This is a genomic window from Undibacterium cyanobacteriorum (genome assembly GCF_031326225.1).
GTDB classification, from domain to species: Bacteria; Pseudomonadota; Gammaproteobacteria; order Burkholderiales; family Burkholderiaceae_D; genus Undibacterium; species Undibacterium cyanobacteriorum.
On record NZ_CP133720.1, the window covers coordinates 1,676,869 to 1,695,383 of the forward strand.

At 48.4% G+C, this 18,515-nt stretch carries 15 protein-coding genes; 6 read left to right on the forward strand and 9 right to left on the reverse strand.

Annotated elements, in window-relative coordinates:
• Positions 1–16: 16 nt before the first annotated feature.
• Both RF679_RS06895 and RF679_RS06900 read left to right on the forward strand, forming a co-directional pair.
• Positions 17–415 (forward strand): group II truncated hemoglobin, encoded by a 399-nt coding sequence (locus RF679_RS06895; RefSeq protein WP_309483484.1) that lies wholly within the window; start codon positions 17–19, stop codon positions 413–415.
• Positions 416–538: 123 nt separating this feature from the next.
• Positions 539–2,026 (forward strand): DNA recombination protein RmuC, encoded by a 1,488-nt coding sequence (locus RF679_RS06900; protein ID WP_309483485.1) that lies wholly within the window; start codon positions 539–541, stop codon positions 2,024–2,026.
• A 29-nt stretch (positions 2,027–2,055) separates the two neighbouring features.
• On the opposite strand, the gene RF679_RS06905 is transcribed toward RF679_RS06900, so the two are convergent.
• From RF679_RS06905 to RF679_RS06935, 7 genes are all read right to left on the reverse strand, one after another.
• Complete coding sequence (locus tag RF679_RS06905) at positions 2,056–3,285, reverse strand: sensor histidine kinase (protein ID WP_309483486.1); 1,230 nt, start codon at positions 3,283–3,285, stop codon at positions 2,056–2,058.
• Between the two features lie 269 nt (positions 3,286–3,554).
• Positions 3,555–4,022, reverse strand: a complete 468-nt coding sequence (locus RF679_RS06910; RefSeq protein WP_309483979.1) for a DUF2269 family protein — start codon at positions 4,020–4,022, stop codon at positions 3,555–3,557.
• A 13-nt stretch (positions 4,023–4,035) separates the two neighbouring features.
• Positions 4,036–5,454, reverse strand: coding sequence for an SDR family oxidoreductase (locus tag RF679_RS06915; RefSeq protein ID WP_309483487.1), 1,419 nt, complete (start codon positions 5,452–5,454; stop codon positions 4,036–4,038).
• A gap of 112 nt (positions 5,455–5,566) precedes the next feature.
• On the reverse strand, positions 5,567–6,028 hold the full coding sequence (locus RF679_RS06920; protein ID WP_309483488.1) for a thiol-disulfide oxidoreductase DCC family protein: 462 nt from the start codon (positions 6,026–6,028) through the stop codon (positions 5,567–5,569).
• Positions 6,029–6,274: 246 nt separating this feature from the next.
• A complete protein-coding gene (locus RF679_RS06925; protein ID WP_309483489.1) occupies positions 6,275–6,814 on the reverse strand; it encodes a GbsR/MarR family transcriptional regulator in 540 nt (179 codons plus the stop codon).
• Between the two features lie 98 nt (positions 6,815–6,912).
• Positions 6,913–7,686 carry a hypothetical protein gene (locus RF679_RS06930; RefSeq protein ID WP_309483490.1) on the reverse strand — a complete coding sequence of 258 codons (774 nt, stop codon included), beginning with the start codon at positions 7,684–7,686 and terminating at the stop codon, positions 6,913–6,915.
• Between the two features lie 62 nt (positions 7,687–7,748).
• Positions 7,749–8,780 carry an NADP-dependent oxidoreductase gene (locus RF679_RS06935; protein ID WP_309483491.1) on the reverse strand — a complete coding sequence of 344 codons (1,032 nt, stop codon included), beginning with the start codon at positions 8,778–8,780 and terminating at the stop codon, positions 7,749–7,751.
• A gap of 321 nt (positions 8,781–9,101) precedes the next feature.
• Between RF679_RS06935 and purU the strand changes: the two genes are divergently transcribed.
• Positions 9,102–9,971 carry a formyltetrahydrofolate deformylase gene (gene purU, locus RF679_RS06940; RefSeq protein ID WP_309483492.1) on the forward strand — a complete coding sequence of 290 codons (870 nt, stop codon included), beginning with the start codon at positions 9,102–9,104 and terminating at the stop codon, positions 9,969–9,971.
• 102 nt (positions 9,972–10,073) lie between these two features.
• A complete protein-coding gene (locus tag RF679_RS06945) occupies positions 10,074–10,613 on the forward strand; it encodes a YaeQ family protein (RefSeq protein WP_309483493.1) in 540 nt (179 codons plus the stop codon).
• Between the two features lie 156 nt (positions 10,614–10,769).
• Here the strand turns inward: RF679_RS06945 and cysK are convergent, their stop codons facing one another.
• On the reverse strand, positions 10,770–11,747 hold the full coding sequence (cysK, locus tag RF679_RS06950; RefSeq protein WP_309483494.1) for a cysteine synthase A: 978 nt from the start codon (positions 11,745–11,747) through the stop codon (positions 10,770–10,772).
• Between the two features lie 231 nt (positions 11,748–11,978).
• Entirely contained in the window at positions 11,979–14,504 is a 2,526-nt protein-coding gene (locus RF679_RS06955; RefSeq protein WP_309483495.1) for a penicillin acylase family protein, read from the reverse strand.
• Between the two features lie 230 nt (positions 14,505–14,734).
• On the opposite strand from RF679_RS06955, the gene RF679_RS06960 reads away from it, so the two are divergent.
• Both RF679_RS06960 and RF679_RS06965 read left to right on the forward strand, forming a co-directional pair.
• Positions 14,735–16,528: a DUF418 domain-containing protein gene (locus RF679_RS06960; protein ID WP_309483496.1), complete on the forward strand. Its 1,794-nt coding sequence runs from the start codon at positions 14,735–14,737 to the stop codon at positions 16,526–16,528.
• Positions 16,529–16,655: 127 nt separating this feature from the next.
• On the forward strand, positions 16,656–18,386 hold the full coding sequence (locus RF679_RS06965) for a DUF418 domain-containing protein (protein WP_309483497.1): 1,731 nt from the start codon (positions 16,656–16,658) through the stop codon (positions 18,384–18,386).
• Positions 18,387–18,515: the final 129 nt, after the last annotated feature.

Here is an 18,515-nt window from a genome sequence, read left to right on the forward strand (position 1 = left end):
ATAAGTGAAAAATAAAATGGAACACGAAGAACAAAAATCAAATTTGTATGAATTGATCGGTGGTGCCGAGAAGTTGCGTGAACTGGTGGACCGCTTCTATGACCTGATGCAATTGGAGCCTGAATTCGCCGGGATCAATGCCATGCATCCGCAACCGAATGATAGTTCACGCGATAAATTGTTTTGGTTCTTATCGGGATGGATGGGTGGTCCCAATCTTTACATCGAACAGTTTGGGCATCCGCGGCTGCGAGCACGTCATTTGCCTTATCCGATCGGCGTATCCGAGCGCGATCAGTGGCTGCGCTGTATGGCATGGGCGATGCAAGATGTTGGCATCTCACAGGAGCTGCAGGAGCATTTGATGCAGTCGTTTCTGCAAACCGCAGACTGGATGCGCAATCGGGCAGGCTAATCGATTTTGTCGATGCGTCTTATGATAAAGAGCGGCGCATCGAACGAGGTGCTTCTTGCGCAGTGAAAATGCTAGTGCGCAGCATGGACGAAAGAACTTCAAAAACTTTGTGAATGAGGGCATATGTCTGTTTTCGAAGTAGTGGCCTTAAGTGCCCTCGGATTAATTTTCATCTTGCAGATCGTGATTTTGCTAAGGAAGCGCATTGATTCCAATGCCGAGCTTCAATCGCAAAGTTTGCTGGAACAGAGTCAGCAGCAATATCAACAGCAGCATCAACAACAACTGCAGCAGATGGAGCGCCATGAACGCTCAGTGCGGGAACAAGTTTTGTCGAGCGCGCAGGCGACGCGGCAAGAATTGAGTTCGAATTTTTTGCAGTTTCAGCAAAGCTTGGCGGCGCAACTCACGACCGTCGCAACGCTTCAAAATAATCAAATCGATACCTTCTCTCAGCAATTGGTCAAACTCAATGAAAGCAATACGCAACAGCTTGAGCAGATGCGGCTCGCATTGATGAAAATGAGTCAGGCGGCGCGCGAAGAGCAGGGCGTCAGTTTGAAAGCGTTCGCCGATAGTCTGAATCAAACGCTGGCCAGTATGAGTGAATCGAATGCACAGCGCTTGTCAGAAATTCGAGCGACCTTGGAACAGAAGATCCAGCAGCTACAAGCCGAGAATGCCAGTAAATTAGAAGAGATGCGTAAGACGGTCGACGAAAAACTGCATGCAACTTTGGAACAAAGGCTCGGTGAATCGTTTAAACAAGTATCCGAGCGTTTAGAGCGCGTGCATCAGGGTCTCGGCGAAATGCAACAGTTGGCGGTTGGCGTTGGCGATCTAAAACGAGTGTTGACCAATGTGAAAACGCGTGGCACCTGGGGCGAAGTGCAATTGGAAATGGTACTCGAGCAAATGCTTACACCCGACCAATATGCAAAAAATGTCGAGACCATTCCGGGTAGCAACGAACGCGTTGAATTTGCCATTAAGCTGCCTGGCAAAGATGATGCGAAAGCGCCAGTCTGGATGCCGATTGATGCCAAGTTCCCTAAGGAACAATATGAACGTTTGCTCGATGCTGCAGAGCGCGCTGACAGCGAGGCCGTGGCACAAGCAGGAAAAGAGTTGGAACGTGCCATCCGTGGTGAGGCAAAAACCATTGCCGATAAATATGTCTCGCCGCCATTGACGACGGATTTCGCGATTCTGTTTTTGCCGACCGAGGGCTTGTATGCCGAGGTAATGCGCCGCCCAGGTTTGGCGGATGATCTACAAAGAACACATCGCGTCTCGATCGCCGGTCCATCGACTTTGTCGGCTTTATTGAATAGCTTACAAATGGGTTTCCGTACTTTGGTATTGGAGAAACGTTCTTCAGAAGTGTGGCAGGTCTTAGGCGCGGTGAAGACCGAGTTCGGCAAGTTTGGCGATGTCTTGGCAGCGACCAAAACTGCACTGCAACGCGCCGCCGACAATATCGAAAAAGCTGAGACGCGTAGCCGTCAAATGAATCGCAAGTTGAAGTTGGTAGAGGCTCTGCCCAGTGAACAGTCGCAAACTCTTTTGGGGGTCGATGAGGCAGAAGTGGATGATGCCAACGATAGCTAGTCTATTTCATCCACAAACTTGGCTTTAGCTTAATCGTCGATCTGTGCCGATATGGGCAGCGTGAACCAGAAGGTTGAGCCTTGGTTTTCTGCTGACGTAAAGCCGATTTGACCATCCATTAACTGCACCAAAGCCTTGCAAATACTTAGCCCTAAACCAGTGCCAATCTGCGGACGATTGTCGCTGGCGCTGGTTTGCGCGAAACGATGGAAAATATTCGGGTGATAGGCGGCGGGAATGCCGGTGCCGAAGTCCTGAATTTCCACGCGAACATGCTCGCCTTGGTCGAGGAGGCGAATTTGGATTTCACTCGCTTGCGGTGAAAAACGAACCGCATTCGACAATAAATTGGCAAAGATCTGCTGCACGCGATTCGCATCGACCATCACCCAAATCGGCACGACAGGGTCAATTAAGTTGTAACGAATCTGCTTTTGTGTGGCATAAATTTCGTTGTCGCTGAGCGAGATTTTCGTCAGACCTGTCAGATCAACGCGTTGCAAATCAAGCGATAAAGTCCCCGAAGCGATTTTCTCAACGTCGATAATGTCACTCAGGAGTGTACTGAGCCGCTCGGAGTTTCGAAGCGCGACTTTGACTAAATTTCGAGCCGTTGGCGGTAAGCTGACCAAGGTCTCGCTAGCCAATAAGCCTAAAGCACCATGGATAGATGTGAGTGGAGTGCGGAGTTCATGATTGACTGTAGAAACATACTCACTTTGAATTTGATCATGGGTTTCGCGCTGTTTGAGCGTTTTGTGCATTTCCAGCAAGTTGCTGTAAGCCCGTAGCGATGAAATAACCGTGGTGCGTAGTTTTTGAACGGTGAGTTCGGACTTGTCTTTGTAGTCGTTGATATCGTAGGCCGCAACCACTTCGGTTTCTGGCGCTTTGCCCGATTGACCTGTGCGTAGAACAATGCGCACCAGTTGGTTCTTGAGTTGTTCCCGAATTTGGCGTGTCAAAACTAAGCCAGCATCTTCGGTTTCCATCACCACATCCAACAGTACTAAGGCGATGTCATTGGGCTTAGCCAAGATCTCAAAGGCTTCTTTAGCACTATAGGCGGAAATGAGTTCTAGAGATTTTTCTTGAAACTTGAAGTCGCTCAGAACTAAGCGCGTCACATGATGCATGTCGGCGTCATCATCGACGATGAGAACGCGCCAAACGTTTGGATTACTGATGCCCAGATCAATGATTTCTTCAAGATCTTCTACAACCAATACTTCATCTTCGTCGGAGAGGGATTTGTCCATCGAGGGCTTTCTTGTATGTCTGCTGCAATACAGCTTTTTTGAGTTTTTATGTGCCGCTTATCTTAATTCAGAATGGGAGCACCAACAAGCGCTATAAGCTTGAGTGTTTCCTTCGGTGCTAGTCAATTTGATACCTAAAGTTAGTAGGTGGTTTGATCTTTAATGTGACATTCGCTTTTTAAGGTTCTGCGCTTAGTTGAGTTGATGATTGCATTTGATTCAAATAACACTGTCATTGGAGAGATAATGTGCGTTGTAGAAGCCATTGCTTATTGAGGTTTATTGGTCATCAAGAAATAAATGATCAGCATTGCTAAGAACGCAGGATACCCCAGCATTTCCCAGTATTTTGCTAACTTCCAGTATTTGACGCTAAGCGGCTTGCCGCTCGTTAAGGCATTCGTGCTTAAGTTTCGAAGTTGGATTTGTATCCAGACCACAGGCAACCAACAAAGTCCTGCTAGCACGTACAAAATCACCGAAGTTTGTATCCAGCGCGCGTCGAAGGTCCAACCGGCCAAATACATCAAAGCCATGCCACTTAAGGGTTGCAAGATAATGGTCGGTGTGGTGAGCCACCAATCCGCGCGCACCACCAGACGTGTCACTACAGCAATCGCTTCGAGATTGCGACTACGATGCGCAAAGAATAGGTAGAACGCTGAACCAAATCCTGTGCCAACTAATATCACAGAGCTGAGGATGTGGATGGTCTTGATGAAGAGGTAGGTATTCATCATGTGTGCCTCGCTAATTTGCTCGATAGATTTTAGTCCTGTCCGCTTTGGTAGAATTCGGCTCATGCCACAGCAAGAAAAACAGGATGGCGAGGATCGGTAAATTTTTCAGTAATGGGCCAAATGGATGTTGCATGAATTCAGGCAAGTTCACCGCAATCAGTGCACTGTAAAAAATGATTGTGGTGATTTGTAACTTCCATAGCCATGCTCCTGCACGAGATAGACAAAGAATGCCGAGGGCGATGTCAAACAAGGCCGCCAAGATCAACACCGGTTCCGCAAACAATCCGCCGATACCGACTGAGCTCAAGAGCGCATAGCTTTGTTCGCGAGGAAAAATCATCAAAGACACGATGCCACTAAATATCCAAACCAACGCGAGACTCAGGCGTAAGCTGAGATGCGTCCACACAGCGCTCGCTTGTTGTACAAGGTAATACGGTGGAAGCCCGTCAAACCATTGCTCAGGTCCGCGTGGTGCGTGGCCTAAAAAGGCGTGGAACGCAGCGGCATCGGCAACATTGTGTTGGCACAGCATATTCAGCGTTTCAGGCGCAAACACGCGTTGTGGTAGATATTGCGCGAGCCTAGCGCTCCAACGCATGAGCGGCATGGGAATCGGTAGATAGCATGCTTCAGACAGCTTCATCGCTCTTCGATAGTGTTGCAACATGCCACGATAGCTCATGGCATCGGGCCCGACCGCATTGAGTGTCAATTGCAGGTGCTCACCGTCGGCAATCCGATCGACAAAAACTTGGACCGCTTCGCATAAATCATCGATGTGCACGGGCTGCAATTGTTGCGCGCCATCGCCGGGCAAACCAATCAGCGGCAGACGCGCCAAGCTACGAAACAATTGGCTGCTTGCGCCATCGAGACCAACCACCAAAGAGGGACGTAAGATCAAATAGGAAGTTGACAGTTGTCGTAGACTAAGGTCGGCCTGACGCTTGGTTTTTAGATAGTTTGAAAGTGCCATTTCGTATTTGTGCAAATCATGTTGATGATCACGATGGTCTGCCAAATTTTCATTGCTATTTTCAAGCTTCGGCCCTAAAGCTGATACTTGGATGATGCCTGTGACGCCGATCTTGGCGCAGGCTTGAAATAGGGCGATTGGAGACTGGGCGTGCACTTGTTCAAAGGTTTGGCCAGCGCTCTCTCTGAGGATGCCAACAGCATTGATGAGAATGTCGATTTTGCCGTGCAAATGTTGGATGATATCGAGTCGTTTCTCCCATTGCTCGCAACTCAGTGGCGTACTGAAGTCAAACGCTAACTCGTGTTCGCTGGGATGTTTGCGACCTTCGTTGTGATCTTGCGCGTGTCGACTTATAGTCCGTAAGATAGTGTGGCCCGCTGTGTGCAAGCTTTGACAGACATGGCGTCCAATGAAGCCATCGGCTCCGCAGACGAGAATGTTCATGATACTTCTCCTAGGGTTTGAAGCGTTTGAAATAGGAAGCCCTTGCGATACGAATTGTTTTTGTTTTTGTTTTTGTTTTGTTTTGTTTTGTTTTGTTCTTTTCTGCCTTACTTCACTCGCGTGAGCATTGTTGATCATGGCAGCGGCGGCTGTTTTTTGCTGCTCTCGCCGCGGCACGGTCGCGCGCAATTTTGAAGAGCAAACCAGAGAAGCGGTTGGATAAACGGTAGCGATTTTTGGCGATATGGGGATACAACCAATCACTCAGTTGTTTGATGCCCGGCAGCTTGGTCGGCGCGGTTACCCATCCCAAGCCAACCGCGGAATACGCTAAGCGAAATACTTCGACACCATTGATGATGTCGCCGTCGATGGTACGAGCGTGAATAATATCCATCATGTCTTTTTTATCGACGGGCATGTCCGCATCAGCAAAGTCGTCGGCAGAGACGTCAATAAACCGTAGTTTCTCTGCGTGGTTGCGCGCCTTCAAATTGTCCATTTCTAATTTGCATAAGGGGCATGACTCGTCGTAGTAAATGGTGAGTGGGTAAGGTGATGGATGATGGTTCATGATGCTTTCCTTTCTATTCCACGATGCTCTGATTCTTTGTGACTATGATCCGATATTCATGCAGGCTTTGCTTCATCGATTTCGGTTCATTGATCTAGATGACTGCTATTTTTTCTCTGGATTCTGTTATTTCTGTCGTGACAGAAATTATGGTTTTTAAAAATGGCGTTAGCTGCTCTCGGTTCTGCTTGCTAACGCCGGTTTTTTCTTGTTTTAGCTCTGATCGTTTAAAATTCGGATTGAAGCTTACTTCTGTTTGTTCTCATCACCGCGGACAAATTGCTGTACTTTGGCGCCCATCTTTAACAACTTCATCAGGGTACTCGGTTCCAAACGCAACATCTCGTCGGTCCAACTGGTTAAGGTCTTCATGAGAGCTAAAGTCTCGCTAATCCGCATCTTGGTCGCGCGATCTTCTTGGTCGATCTCTTCGCTATCGAGACAAGCCTGTAAAGTCGCTATAGTCGGATTAAATTCGCGTTCTTTTCGCTCTCTGACGACGGTGCGAAATAGTTCCCACACATCTAGGGAAGTCTCAAAGTGCGCGCGTCGATCGCCCATCACGTGCGCCAGTTTTACCAATTTCCAATTCTGTAGCTCTTTGAGCGAATTCGACACATTCGAACGTGCCACTCCCAAGGTATCTGCGATTTCTTCAGCCGGCAAGGGGACACCGACGATGTATAGCAAAGCGTGAATTTGACTAACGGTCCGATTCACACCCCACAGCGTGCCCATCTCGCCCCAGTGGAGAATGAATTTTTGTTTGACAGGTGTAAGTTCCATGCCTGTAGTCTAGGTATTTACTTTATTTCTGTCAAGAGAGAAATTTCGAAAAGGGAAAATGGATCTATGCCAAAGTTTGCGCGATGTAAGGTCTGTGATTACTTGCAATGATCGGTCGCCGCCTGATAGGCGACTACGAAGATCGAGAGAATGCTGGCACCTTGGCGTAAGCAATCCGGTTTTGTTGCTGCTTTGGCGGCTTCTTGAAAGCGTTCGTGTTTGGTAAGGCGTTGGCCTTCGAGCGAATTGCCGCTGGCTTCAGCACGTTTCTGGATGTCTGATTTACTGTCTTCGTAGGCTTGGCGGACAGCGTTGCTGTCGAAGCGTTTGCCACTCAAATTAGGCGTGGGTTCGCGTTTGAGGTTTTCACTGACACTATCAAAGCTCAATGCCTTTTCGGTCGTTGGTGCGATCGTGTCGGCTTTGCTCTCGCTGATCTTTGGCGCCGTAATGGCTTCAGATTTTTTTGGCAGCTTGCTCGCTCGTGGCGTTGATGAAATCGCTGATGAAATCGGTGGCAAATCCACACGAGGCAATTCTGCAGGCGGTGCTTGGAGTTTGACCCAATTGATGATCAACTCGCGTGAGCCTTCTCGTGTAGGTTGGCCAAGTGGTGTGGATAAACTGAGCTGAAGTAGAACCCCGACGGTCAGTAGAACAGCAAGCAATAATGCTAAGCCGCGTTGTCCGGGGCTTTTCACTAAGAAATCTGCATGGATGCTTGCCGTCGTCATATCGTCGTATTTATATTGCGGTTTGATGATGGTGTTGGAATCGATCAAACGGCGATGATAAAACAAAATGAAAAAAACTTTCGGTTTTGTCGGTGAAATAATTGTGCAAACAGAAATAGGTGCGCGAAGCATTGCCATGCGCACCATGAGGGTGAATCAGATAATACTTTTGAAGCGAAGATTGCAGATGTTGATGAAGCTTATTCTTCAGCGATTTGCAAAATCAACTTTCCAAAGTTTTTACCTTCGAACAGCATGTTCAGCGTGGCAGGGAAGTTCTCCAAGCCTTTGACGATATCTTCACGTGTATGGAATTGGCCTTGCGCCATCCACATTCCCATTTCTTTGACGGCTTCGTGATAGCGGGGGGCGTAGTCGAAGACGACAATCCCTTCCATACGGGCGCGGTTGACCAACAAAGATAGGTAATTTGATGGACCTTGAATTGGCGTCGTATTGTTGTATTGCGAGATCGCGCCACAAATGATGATGCGTGCCTTCATATTGATACGCGTCAGCACGGTATCGAGAATTTCGCCGCCGACGTTATCGAAGTAAATATCGACACCATTGGGACAATGCTCTTTTAAACCGTCTTTCACTGAGCTGTTTTTGTAATCGATGCAGGCATCAAAGCCGAGTTCATTGACCACAAAATCACATTTATCTTTACCACCGGCGATGCCGACCACGCGGCAGCCTTTTTGTTTCGCGACTTGGCCAACCGTTTGACCAACCGCACCAGCAGCGCCAGAAACCACCACGGTTTCACCAGCTTTTGGCATGCCGACATCGAGCAAGCCGAAATACGCGGTCATCCCTGGCATGCCTAGCGCATTGAGGTACTTCGGCAGTGGTGCGAAGCTAGGATCAATTTTGTAGAAGGCGCCGTATTTGCTATCAGCGGCACCGATCCAATACTCTTGTACCCCTGTGCTGCCTGAGACCATATCGCCGACTTTAAATTTGTCGGACTTGGAAGCGACTACACGTCCTACACCGCCAGCACGCATCACTTCATTGATCTCGACGGGGCGAATATACGACTTACCGCCATTCATCCAGCCACGCATGGCGGGATCGATGGAAATGTATAAGGTCTTCACCAGAATTTCACCATCGGCAAGTTCGCGTACGGGCTCGCTGATATGTGTCCAATTGTCAGCTGTCGGCAAGCCAACAGGGCGGGCAGCTAAGCGAATTTGATGATTGGTCAATACGGAATTGCTCATGAGGATGTCTCCTAGTGTTTTGTAGCGAAGTGATGCGATGTAGCGTGGGGTGCTCTTTTGCGATTAAAGAACAATCTCTACCCACGGCCAGATACAGAAAATGCTTGATCTGAGTTCCGGGGTAAAGCACCGCGCAAAACATGCACTATACATGAATTAGCACGGACGTGCTTTTTTAATTCAATGATGCAGTGAACCATGCGGTTTTTGATAAATGTTTAAACCTAGGCGAGACCATTGTTGCACCTGCAAAAAAGTGCTGGAACGTGCGACAATGCTTGTTTTCCCTCTTTCTTGATTTTGTGTAAAGGCCTCCCTGCAATGGCGACACCGGAATACATTTTGACTTTGTCTTGCCCCGATCAACGCGGAATTGTGCATAGCGTTTCAGGATTTTTGACGCAGCATGGTTGCAATATCATTGATTCGGCGCAGTTTGGTGACGCGCAATCGCAGTTGTTTTTTATGCGGGTACATTTTTCGGTCGATGAGGCGGGTATTCAGGAAGCGCAATTGCGCGCTGATTTCTCCCAGGTGGCCGAGACCTTGAGTATGCAATGGCAACTCCACGACGCCCATCACAAACCACGTGTGGTGTTGATGGTGTCGAAGATTGGACATTGTTTGAATGATCTCTTGTTCCGCTACAAAAGCGGCCTATTACCAGTTGAGATCAAAGCCATCATTTCGAATCACAGTGACTTTTATCAATTAGCGGCAAGCTACAATATTCCCTTCCACCATCTCCCTTTGGCAACGGGTGCGAGTGCGGAAGCGAAGCGTCAACAAGAGCAAAAAGTGTTGGAAGTCATCGCCGCCAATCAAGCCGAGTTGGTGGTGTTGGCACGTTATATGCAGATTCTGTCGAACGAGATGTGTGAAGCGCTCAGTGGTCGCGCGATCAATATTCATCACTCGTTTTTGCCAAGCTTCAAAGGTGCCAAACCCTATTATCAAGCGCATGATCGTGGTGTGAAATTGATCGGTGCAACAGCGCACTTTGTGACCGGCGATTTGGATGAGGGTCCGATTATCGAACAAGATGTCGAGCGCGTAGATCATGCTATGGGCCCAGAAAAATTGACGGCCATTGGTCGCGATGTGGAATGTGTTGTGTTGGCCCGCGCGGTCAATTATTTCGTCGAACATCGCATTCTTTTGAATGGCCATAAGACGGTGATCTTTAAATAGATATTTGGAAAAATCAAACACGTGAAGCGCCGTTTTCCTTTCGATGATGACAATAACTTAGCAAACTCAGTAAACCTTTAGCAGAAAAAACGAAGATTCAACATGGCATTAAAATCGACAATCTACAAAGCAGATCTCAATATTTCCGATATGGACAGGGGCTATTACGCTGATCACAGTTTAACGATCGCGCGTCACCCATCGGAAACCGATGAAAGAATGATGATTCGTGTCCTCGCATTTGCACTTAATGCCAGTGAACGTTTGGCATTCGGGAAAGGTATTTCTGACACGGAAGAGCCTGACTTGTGGGAAAAGGATTACACCGATGCCATCAGCTTGTGGATCGAAGTGGGGCAGCCCGATGATCGTCGTTTGTTGAAGGCCTGTGGCCGTTCAGAAAAAGTGATCGTGTATAGCTACTCCCATGCCAGCGATGTTTGGTGGAAGCAAATGAATAGTCGCTTAGATCGCGCTAAGAATTTATGCGTTCGAAATATTGATTCGAACATCAGCCAAGAATTAGCTTTGCTGGCGGAACGCACCATGCAACTGCAATGTACGATCCAAGACGGCCAAGTATGGCTATCCGGTGGTGATCGATCCGTGCAAGTGGATCTGGAGACTTGGAAGGATTTTTAGTTTCAATTAAGCTTGTCACCTTGTTGCACGATTTCGTATCGACCGGTGTGGCAAAAAATCCCAATAAAAAACCACCGAGATCAAACAATCTCGGTGGTTTTTGTTTTTGAGGCAGCTGGTTAATTCTATGATCAGCAGATGCCGCTAGATGGGAGCTTAAGCCAAAGCCACGCCATTCGCGTCAAAGTAACCTTCAAAGAGTACCGAGCTCAAGTAACGTTCGCCAGAGTCGGGCAGCACAACGACAATCGTTTTACCTGCGTTCTCGGGCTTCTTGGCTAAACGGATGGCAGCTGCTGTCGCCGCACCGCAAGAGATGCCCGCCAAGATGCCTTCTTCTTTGGCGAGGCGGCGCGCGTACTCAACCGCTTCTTCATTGGAAACTTGTTCAATGCTGTCGACCAAAGACAAGTCCAAAACGTCGGGCACGAAACCAGCACCGATACCTTGGATTTTGTGTGGAGCCGGTTGAATTGGCTGTCCATTGCGTTTTTGTGTCAAGACGGGACTCGCAACAGGTTCCACCGCCACGGTCGTGATGGCCTTACCTTGGGTTTGTTTGATGTAACGCGATACGCCAGTGATGGTGCCGCCGGTGCCAACACCTGCTACGAAAATATCGAGCTTGCCTTCAGTATCTTCCCAAATTTCCGGACCAGTTGTTTTTTCGTGGATCGCAGGATTGGCTGGATTCTTGAATTGCTGCAGCAAGACATAACGATCTGGATCGCTCGCGCGAATTTCCTCGGCTTTGGCAATCGCCCCATTCATGCCTTTAGCGCCTTCTGTGAGCACCAATTTCGCGCCGAAGGCTACCAGCAATTTGCGACGCTCGACGCTCATGGTTTCCGGCATCGTTAAAGTCAAAGGAATACCTTTCGCTGCCGCCACGAAGGCGAGGGCGATTCCGGTATTGCCACTGGTAGGTTCGATCAATTCTTTGCCTGGACCAAGCAATCCGCGGGCTTCAGCATCAGCGACCATGGCGGCGCCGATACGGCATTTGACTGAGTAGGCTGGATTGCGACCTTCGATTTTCGCCAATACCGTTGCGCCAGCACCATCGGTGACGCGGTTGAGTTTCACCAGCGGGGTACGTCCGATGGAATCGGCGTTGTTGAGATAAATCGTCATGTGTTCTCCTCAGTTTAATTAGATCTTGGTCCAGCTTGCTACCGTGAGGCACACTTCAATCGATCCGCGATCAATAGGCTCAATGTAGCTGGCGCAAGAAAACCCAAACAGCATACTGTAGTGCGATTTCTCTCGCAAAGAAAAAATCGGTATATGTATATTCAGAACCTTCTTTTGTTCGACTATATCCGCCAAGTACAAACTTTGGCCATGTTTGATTATTTGCTTGGCTTATTTGCTCGGCTTCAAATAGATAATCTCACCCGCCGCCTCCATGATGGCCTTTCGGCTGTATAGGAGTGGGAAGTACTCGCCCTTGGCCCATGCTTGAGCGAGATCGCGGTAGTGCGGACTATTAGGGTTTCCGGATTGCCCCGGTGCATTCATGGCGCGTGAATTATCCCAATTACCGACGTCGACCACGACTCTGAAGCTCGGACCATTCAATTGGACGAAATCTTGCGGCCGATAACTTGATTGGTTGACGGAATTGGCACTACCACCGCGCGGTAGAGGGCCTACATTGAATTGACTCGCTTGTGATGGAGCTAAGAGCGTTGCCATCGGGTGGTTGAAATGCGTCTTTTGTAAGTCTCCCCAACGCCATTGAGATGCGTTTTCACCTAGCCTTTGTTCGAGTTGTCGGTACGAATCATCAAGGCTACTCAGCAACAGTTGATCACGCTTGCTACGCGCATCACTTCCCCAAGCTGAAGCCCATTGTTCTGGATTCTCTAAAACTTCAAGGAGTCGGACTAGGTCAGGCATGCTTGTCACCATGCGTGTATGCTGCCCTAGCATGAGGTCTTTATAAAGTGGCGCAAGAGCTTGTGAGTACCAATATTGATGTAACGCGGCCGCCGCCGAGTCGGCATATTCGTAGCGATCCCAATGGCTCAACATGGTCAGCCCCAACTGTGCTTTGGGATAGAGATTCAAGCTCTCGGTTGGGATGTTCTGCAATAGTTTGATGAGACGTTCGGCTGGCAGCGATAGCACATCATTTTGCAATCGCATGCTGTCTTCGATCGAGATCTTTTTGTCTTGTGAGAGAACGTCTGCAATACGTTGGTAGCGCGCTGCAGAGGGCCATTCGAAGCCGATTTTGCGTTCGCGATACGGATAGTCTTTCGGTAAGTTCAGTTCGTTAGCCGAGGCGAACCAAGCTGGTTCAGGGTTATAGCTGAAGGGTAATTTGTCGCCTGACATGAAGCCTGCCCATTCGTAGCGTCCGTCGCCAGGAACTGGCAATAGCCCATCCCAATTGGGACGAATGGGAGTCAGGCCTCCAGGGACCCAGCCGATATTTCCGCGTGTATCAGCATAGACTTGGTTTTCCGTTGGCGCCCCCCAATGCAGCATCGACTTCTTGAAACTCTTAAAGTCCTTAGCTCGCATATAGTCGACACTGCCAAAGTAAGGTGCCATGCCAGCTTCCAACCATCCGGTTCGAACTGCATAGGCTTTGTGATTTTTGGTGTCGAAGTGAATCACGGGGCCATGTTTTGTGAAGAAGAGATCGGAGGCCATTACGCCGCCGTTTGGCAACTTGAAGTGCTCAGTCTGTTTTTGCATATCCACCCAAGTGCCTTGATAGCGATACTGGCTGATATTGGCTGGGTTGATTTCATAAACATAGAGATCTTCCTGATCAATGCTCATGATGGTCAAACCGAAGGCGATCGTGCCATTGTGACCAATCGAGATGCCAGGCAGGGCAGGCTCACCGGCACCGATTACATCGAGTCCCGGTGCTTTTAGGTGTGCAATATAGCGCAGCGAAGGGGCGGAATAGGCTCGATGAGGATCATTCGCCATAATCGCACGTCCCGTCGCTGATTTACTGGGTCCTATCACCCAGTTATTGCTTGCTTCCATGATGTCTTGCTCATGCGCCAAGAGTGGGCTTTGAGAGGTTTCTTGGCTGAGGAGATTTGGAGATTGCCCCTTTGGGTCATGCCAACTTAGTTTCATTGTGCGCGCATCAAAGCTCACGTTTTGTGTCGCTAAGGTGAATTGTCGCAATACATCGTCGGGCAAGCAGGGATCTAAACCCTCTGGGATTTTGGTTTCCCAAGTTGGGCTCAGACGTTGTCTGAATTCATCGAGTTTGAGTTCTCCAGCACAAGCAAGCTTGGCGCGGCTGACTTCCGAGGTTAGATTGCGAGTAAGGCCATGACTACGTATTCTCACCACATCTTCCGCTTGCCATGCTGCCGGTTGATATTGCAAGGCCTTGAATTCCAGCGGCATCTGTTCAGGGTGCTGCTTCAAGTAAAGAATGTAGGCGTTAATTCCGGCCACGAATTGCTTCGTGAGCTTTTCGGCGTGTTGACCGTAAGCTTGCCACTCTTTTTTCATATCGCCACGATAGAGAAATAGTCGTGCAGCGCGGTCTTGTTCGAGATAGGCGGAACCAAATACTTCAGAAAGTTGTCCCAAGCCACGACGCCGCCACAAATCGATTTGGAATAATCGATCGCGCGCGGCGTTGAAGCCCTGTACAAAAAAAGCATCACCTTCAGATTGAGCGAAAATATGTGGTACGCCCCAACGGTCTACCACAATTTCAGCTGCTTTTTGCAAACCTTGAACTTTGATTTGCCGCTGTGGCGCCGAAGTTGCGGTGACTGAAGTAGACGCTTGTACACCCAAGCAAGGTAGACAGAGCAAAGCCGAGAAGGTCAGCAGGTGTTGTAGCGCTGGTTTCAAAACTGAGGGAAGGCTGGCTTTGCGCTTGGTTATATGAAGAGGCATGGTCTACACTAGGTTGGGTTATTCATGTTGTGCAAGTATAAAGCCTGTTTATCCGCTTTCGTACCGCGAAATTTGCATTTCGTCGCAAGGTGTTTGTTTTTGAGTCTTGAAAAAATTAGCATGTGCATCTGTAATTTGGCAGAAGTGTAAAGAACTTAGTTTGTGCATCCGTGCTTGGTTCACTACACTCACTACCGCCCACTTGAACCCCTTTTCAAGGAAAGCAGTGTATGGAACACGCACAAAATCTTGGTGATCAAACCACACTACCATCCGATCTGAAACCGATTCCTGCCGCCGAACGCATTGAAGCGATCGACGTCGTGCGTGGATTTGCCTTGATCGGTATCTTCTTTATGAACATCGAATGGTTCAATCGTTCGTTCAACGAATTCAATATCGGCATCCCGCCAAACGTACACGGACTTGATTGGGCCGCAACTTACTTTGTCAATTTTTTTGTCGCTGGTAAGTTCTGGACGATTTTTTCACTGCTGTTTGGGATGGGCTTTGCAGTGATGTTGAACCGCGCCAATGCTACTGGTCGACCATTCCTCGTACCCTATATTCGACGCGTGATCGGCTTAGGCATCTTCGGTATCTTGCATACGGTCTTGTTGTGGCCTGGAGATATTTTGTTTAGCTACGCCTTCACTGCGGCTGGCCTCCTGTTTGTTTTGTTCGGCAATTGGAAATCATTCTTGATCAGTGCCGCGTTGATGATTGCGTTGGCCTTTGTGCCAGGGATGAATTCCGCTTGGGTTTTAGTTGGTGAGTTAGCGATTATGGCCCTCTTGGCTCTGTTCTTGCGTCACGAACGAACTTTCAAAGTTGCGGGCATGCAGTTAAGCTCTGTTTCGATTATTTTTATGGTGTTTGGTCTCATCGGACTCAGCGCATTTGCTGCTAGTTTCTTTGTGCCACCGATGGCAGATAATCGTAAAGAAATGGTGGTGATGAGTCTTGCGTTCTTTGCCACCGCGTTTGTAGCGACTCGTTACCGCGATCCTGTTGATTCTCGTTTTTGGAAGGCGGGCGTCTGGTGGTATGCCGTCCCATTTGCGATTGGCGTGACGATGTCAGCTCTGAATTACCAGCAACCAATCGAAAATGCTTTCAATTCACCCGAGGCAGTAAAACGCTCTCTCGAAATCGAAGCGAAAAATAAGATCGAAGAGGAAGCTAAAAAAGCGGCAGAAGCAGCGGGTAAGAAGTATGTCGCTCCAGAACCGAAGAAAGACGAAAAGAAGGTTCAGAAAACAGAAGTTGAAAAGAAAATTGAGAAGCAAGCGAATACGATTGTTGCCGTTCATGAAGGCGAGAAACGCATCGCTGAAGACAATCGTATCTTGAGCCAAGGTAGCTATACTGATGTCGTGAAACATCGTTGGAAAGAGTTTGTCGAGGCTCCATTCAATGCAGCCGGTCAGGCTTTTGTGTCGATCGCATTGTTCTTGATGGGAGTGTGGTTTGTACGTGCCAATGTCATTACACGCGCCAAGGAGCATCTGCCGCTATTCAAAAAACTGGCGGCATGGGGCTTGCCTCTCGGACTCGGTGTGAGTGTTGCCGCCTCATCGATTATCACGACTCATACCCCAGGTGTTTCTGGCGACGGCAATGGCTTGATGCACAGTCTTGTGAGTTTGGCGAGTTTGCCAACGTGTTTGGCTTACGTCAGTATTGTGGTGTTGATGGTGCACAGCAGTTCTGTCTTTGCAAACATCAAAGTCCTCGCACCTTACGGTCGTATGGCACTAACCAATTATTTGATGCAATCGCTGATACAAGCAAGTTTCTTCTATGGATGGGGCTTAGGTCATTATGGAATGGGACGTGCTTCTCAGCTCGCTTTTGCAATTGGTGTGATCTGTCTGCAAGTGGTGTTTAGTCATATCTGGTTGAGCTATTTCCGCTACGGTCCGATGGAATGGATCTGGCGTGGCATTACCTACTGGAAGATTCCTGAATTCCGCAAAGCTGAGTCAGAAGTTGGATCAGCAGTAGCAAGCGCTTCAAGTTAATGAGTTTGGAAGCTTGATGGGGTGAAGCCGCCATCATTGCACGTTGAATGCGCTCCATTTTGAGATGGAGCGCATTGTGTTTTTTGCGCCGAAACGGCGCTAATGCAACAAGAAAAAGGGAATGAATATGACGGATAGCGTTTTACACTCAGAACGCATCTCTGAAGCAATGCCGGTGTCTACCCAGAGCGAGGAATGGAAACCGATTGCAAAGAATGAACGCATCGAAGCCTTAGACGTTGTGCGTGGCTTTGCACTGATCGGTATCTTCTTGATGAACATCGAGTTTTTCAATCGAGTGGTATCTGACATTGGACAGGGGATGCCAGTTGGATTGCAAGGATTGGATTGGGCTGCGAGCTTTTTTATCTCCTACTTTGTCGCAGGTAAATTTTGGACAATTTTCTCATTGCTGTTTGGTATGGGCTTTGCCGTGATGCTGACCCGGAGCGAAGCGAAGGGACAAAAATTCATTATTCCGTATCTTCGTCGCATCGTCGCTTTAGCGATTTTTGGAGCAGCGCATCATATTCTCATTTGGCCGGGCGACATATTGTTTAGCTATGCGGTTGCCGCGTTCGGCTTGGTGATTGTGCTGTTTATGCCGGCAAAGTGGTGGTTCGCGGCTCTGCTTGTATCAATTGGTGTCATGGCCGTTTGGCAGAATCAAGTCACTAGCGGTTTGATTGCGATGCTGGTAATGACGGGTTTGTATATGTTCTTCATGCGTAGCGAGGCTGGCATTCACTTTCGCGGTAAAAAGATTCATGGCTTAGCATGTATTTTCTTCGTCATTGCTGTCGTCATGACGGCGACGACCATCGTTGGGTTCCTTGTACCTGGTCAAGAGAAATTGAAGGCATTCATGATCGCTGCGATTGCCTCTTACGTTTTAGGCTTTTTGATTGCCAAGTACCATCATCCCGAAGAAAAGCGTTCCTTACGCCTTGGTGCTGCGGCTTACCTTCTTTTGTTTATCTCCATGGCTGTTGGTACAGCGAGCCAAACTTGGGATTGGGGTGGCGCTCAAGCTAAACAGAAAGAAGTGCTTGCTGCGATGAAGGATTTTGATCCAAGCAAAGTGACCGAGGCTGAACTCAAAGCCTTGCGCGAAAAGAAAAAGAAGACAGAACAAGAGGAAGCGAAACTAGTGGTCGCCGAAAACGCATCCATGTTAGCGCGAAAAGCCAAGCGCGATGCAGAAGAAGTCAAAATATTAAGTCATGGCACGTATTTTGAAGCAGTGAAAATGCGTGCGCAGCATTTTGCAAGACATGCGCCAAACGAATTGAACACTTGCGCACTCTTTATCGCCATGTTTTTGATGGGATATTGGTTTGTTCGTTCAGGGGTGATTGAACGTAGTGCAGAGCATTTACCGCTCTTCAAAAAGCTGGCCTTCATTGGCCTTCCAATTGGGATTGGCTTAGGTTTAGTGGGTAGTACTTTTGGTCTTAGAGCCGATCCGACTAATTTTGCAGATTCATTTAATTTTGGTGAAAGCTTACTCTACATCGGCAATCTCCCAGCTTGCCTTGGCTATGTGAGTTTGATGATAGTGCTCTTGCATAGCAAGGGGCCATTCTCAAAGGTCAAAGTGTTGGCGCCATATGGACGTATGGCTTTGACGAATTATTTATCACAATCGATTATTTGCTCTGCCATATTCTATGCTTATGGTTTAGGTTTGTATGGCATGCCACGCGCCCAGCAAGTGCTGGTGGTCGCCGTGGTGGTGAGCTTGCAAGTGATGTTTAGCCACTGGTGGTTATCGAAATTTTTGTATGGACCAATGGAGTGGTTATGGCGCGCGATTACCTACTGGAAACTGCCAAAATTTAAGTTGGAAAACGCCTGAGTCTATCGAGTGGCTTGATAGGTAAAGTGTGGCAAAAATAAAGAGATGATGCTTGCGCATTCATCTCTTTATATTTTGGTCAGTCCGTCACTAGCGTATTCATTGAGGATGCGCTAGAGCGTCAATTTG

Excerpts from the sequence above, each read along its gene's own strand:
- RF679_RS06895 (WP_309483484.1), top strand. The coding sequence starts at position 17 with ATGGAACACGAAGAACAAAAATCAAATTTGTATGAATTGATCGGTGGT.
- RF679_RS06900 (WP_309483485.1), top strand. The coding sequence starts at position 539 with ATGTCTGTTTTCGAAGTAGTGGCCTTAAGTGCCCTCGGATTAATTTTC.
- RF679_RS06905 (WP_309483486.1), bottom strand. The coding sequence starts at position 3,285 with ATGGACAAATCCCTCTCCGACGAAGATGAAGTATTGGTTGTAGAAGAT.
- RF679_RS06910 (WP_309483979.1), bottom strand. The coding sequence starts at position 4,022 with ATGAATACCTACCTCTTCATCAAGACCATCCACATCCTCAGCTCTGTG.
- RF679_RS06915 (WP_309483487.1), bottom strand. The coding sequence starts at position 5,454 with ATGAACATTCTCGTCTGCGGAGCCGATGGCTTCATTGGACGCCATGTC.
- RF679_RS06920 (WP_309483488.1), bottom strand. The coding sequence starts at position 6,028 with ATGAACCATCATCCATCACCTTACCCACTCACCATTTACTACGACGAG.
- RF679_RS06925 (WP_309483489.1), bottom strand. The coding sequence starts at position 6,814 with ATGGAACTTACACCTGTCAAACAAAAATTCATTCTCCACTGGGGCGAG.
- RF679_RS06930 (WP_309483490.1), bottom strand. The coding sequence starts at position 7,686 with ATGGCAATGCTTCGCGCACCTATTTCTGTTTGCACAATTATTTCACCG.
- RF679_RS06935 (WP_309483491.1), bottom strand. The coding sequence starts at position 8,780 with ATGAGCAATTCCGTATTGACCAATCATCAAATTCGCTTAGCTGCCCGC.
- purU (WP_309483492.1), top strand. The coding sequence starts at position 9,102 with ATGGCGACACCGGAATACATTTTGACTTTGTCTTGCCCCGATCAACGC.
- RF679_RS06945 (WP_309483493.1), top strand. The coding sequence starts at position 10,074 with ATGGCATTAAAATCGACAATCTACAAAGCAGATCTCAATATTTCCGAT.
- cysK (WP_309483494.1), bottom strand. The coding sequence starts at position 11,747 with ATGACGATTTATCTCAACAACGCCGATTCCATCGGACGTACCCCGCTG.
- RF679_RS06955 (WP_309483495.1), bottom strand. The coding sequence starts at position 14,504 with ATGCCTCTTCATATAACCAAGCGCAAAGCCAGCCTTCCCTCAGTTTTG.
- RF679_RS06960 (WP_309483496.1), top strand. The coding sequence starts at position 14,735 with ATGGAACACGCACAAAATCTTGGTGATCAAACCACACTACCATCCGAT.
- RF679_RS06965 (WP_309483497.1), top strand. The coding sequence starts at position 16,656 with ATGACGGATAGCGTTTTACACTCAGAACGCATCTCTGAAGCAATGCCG.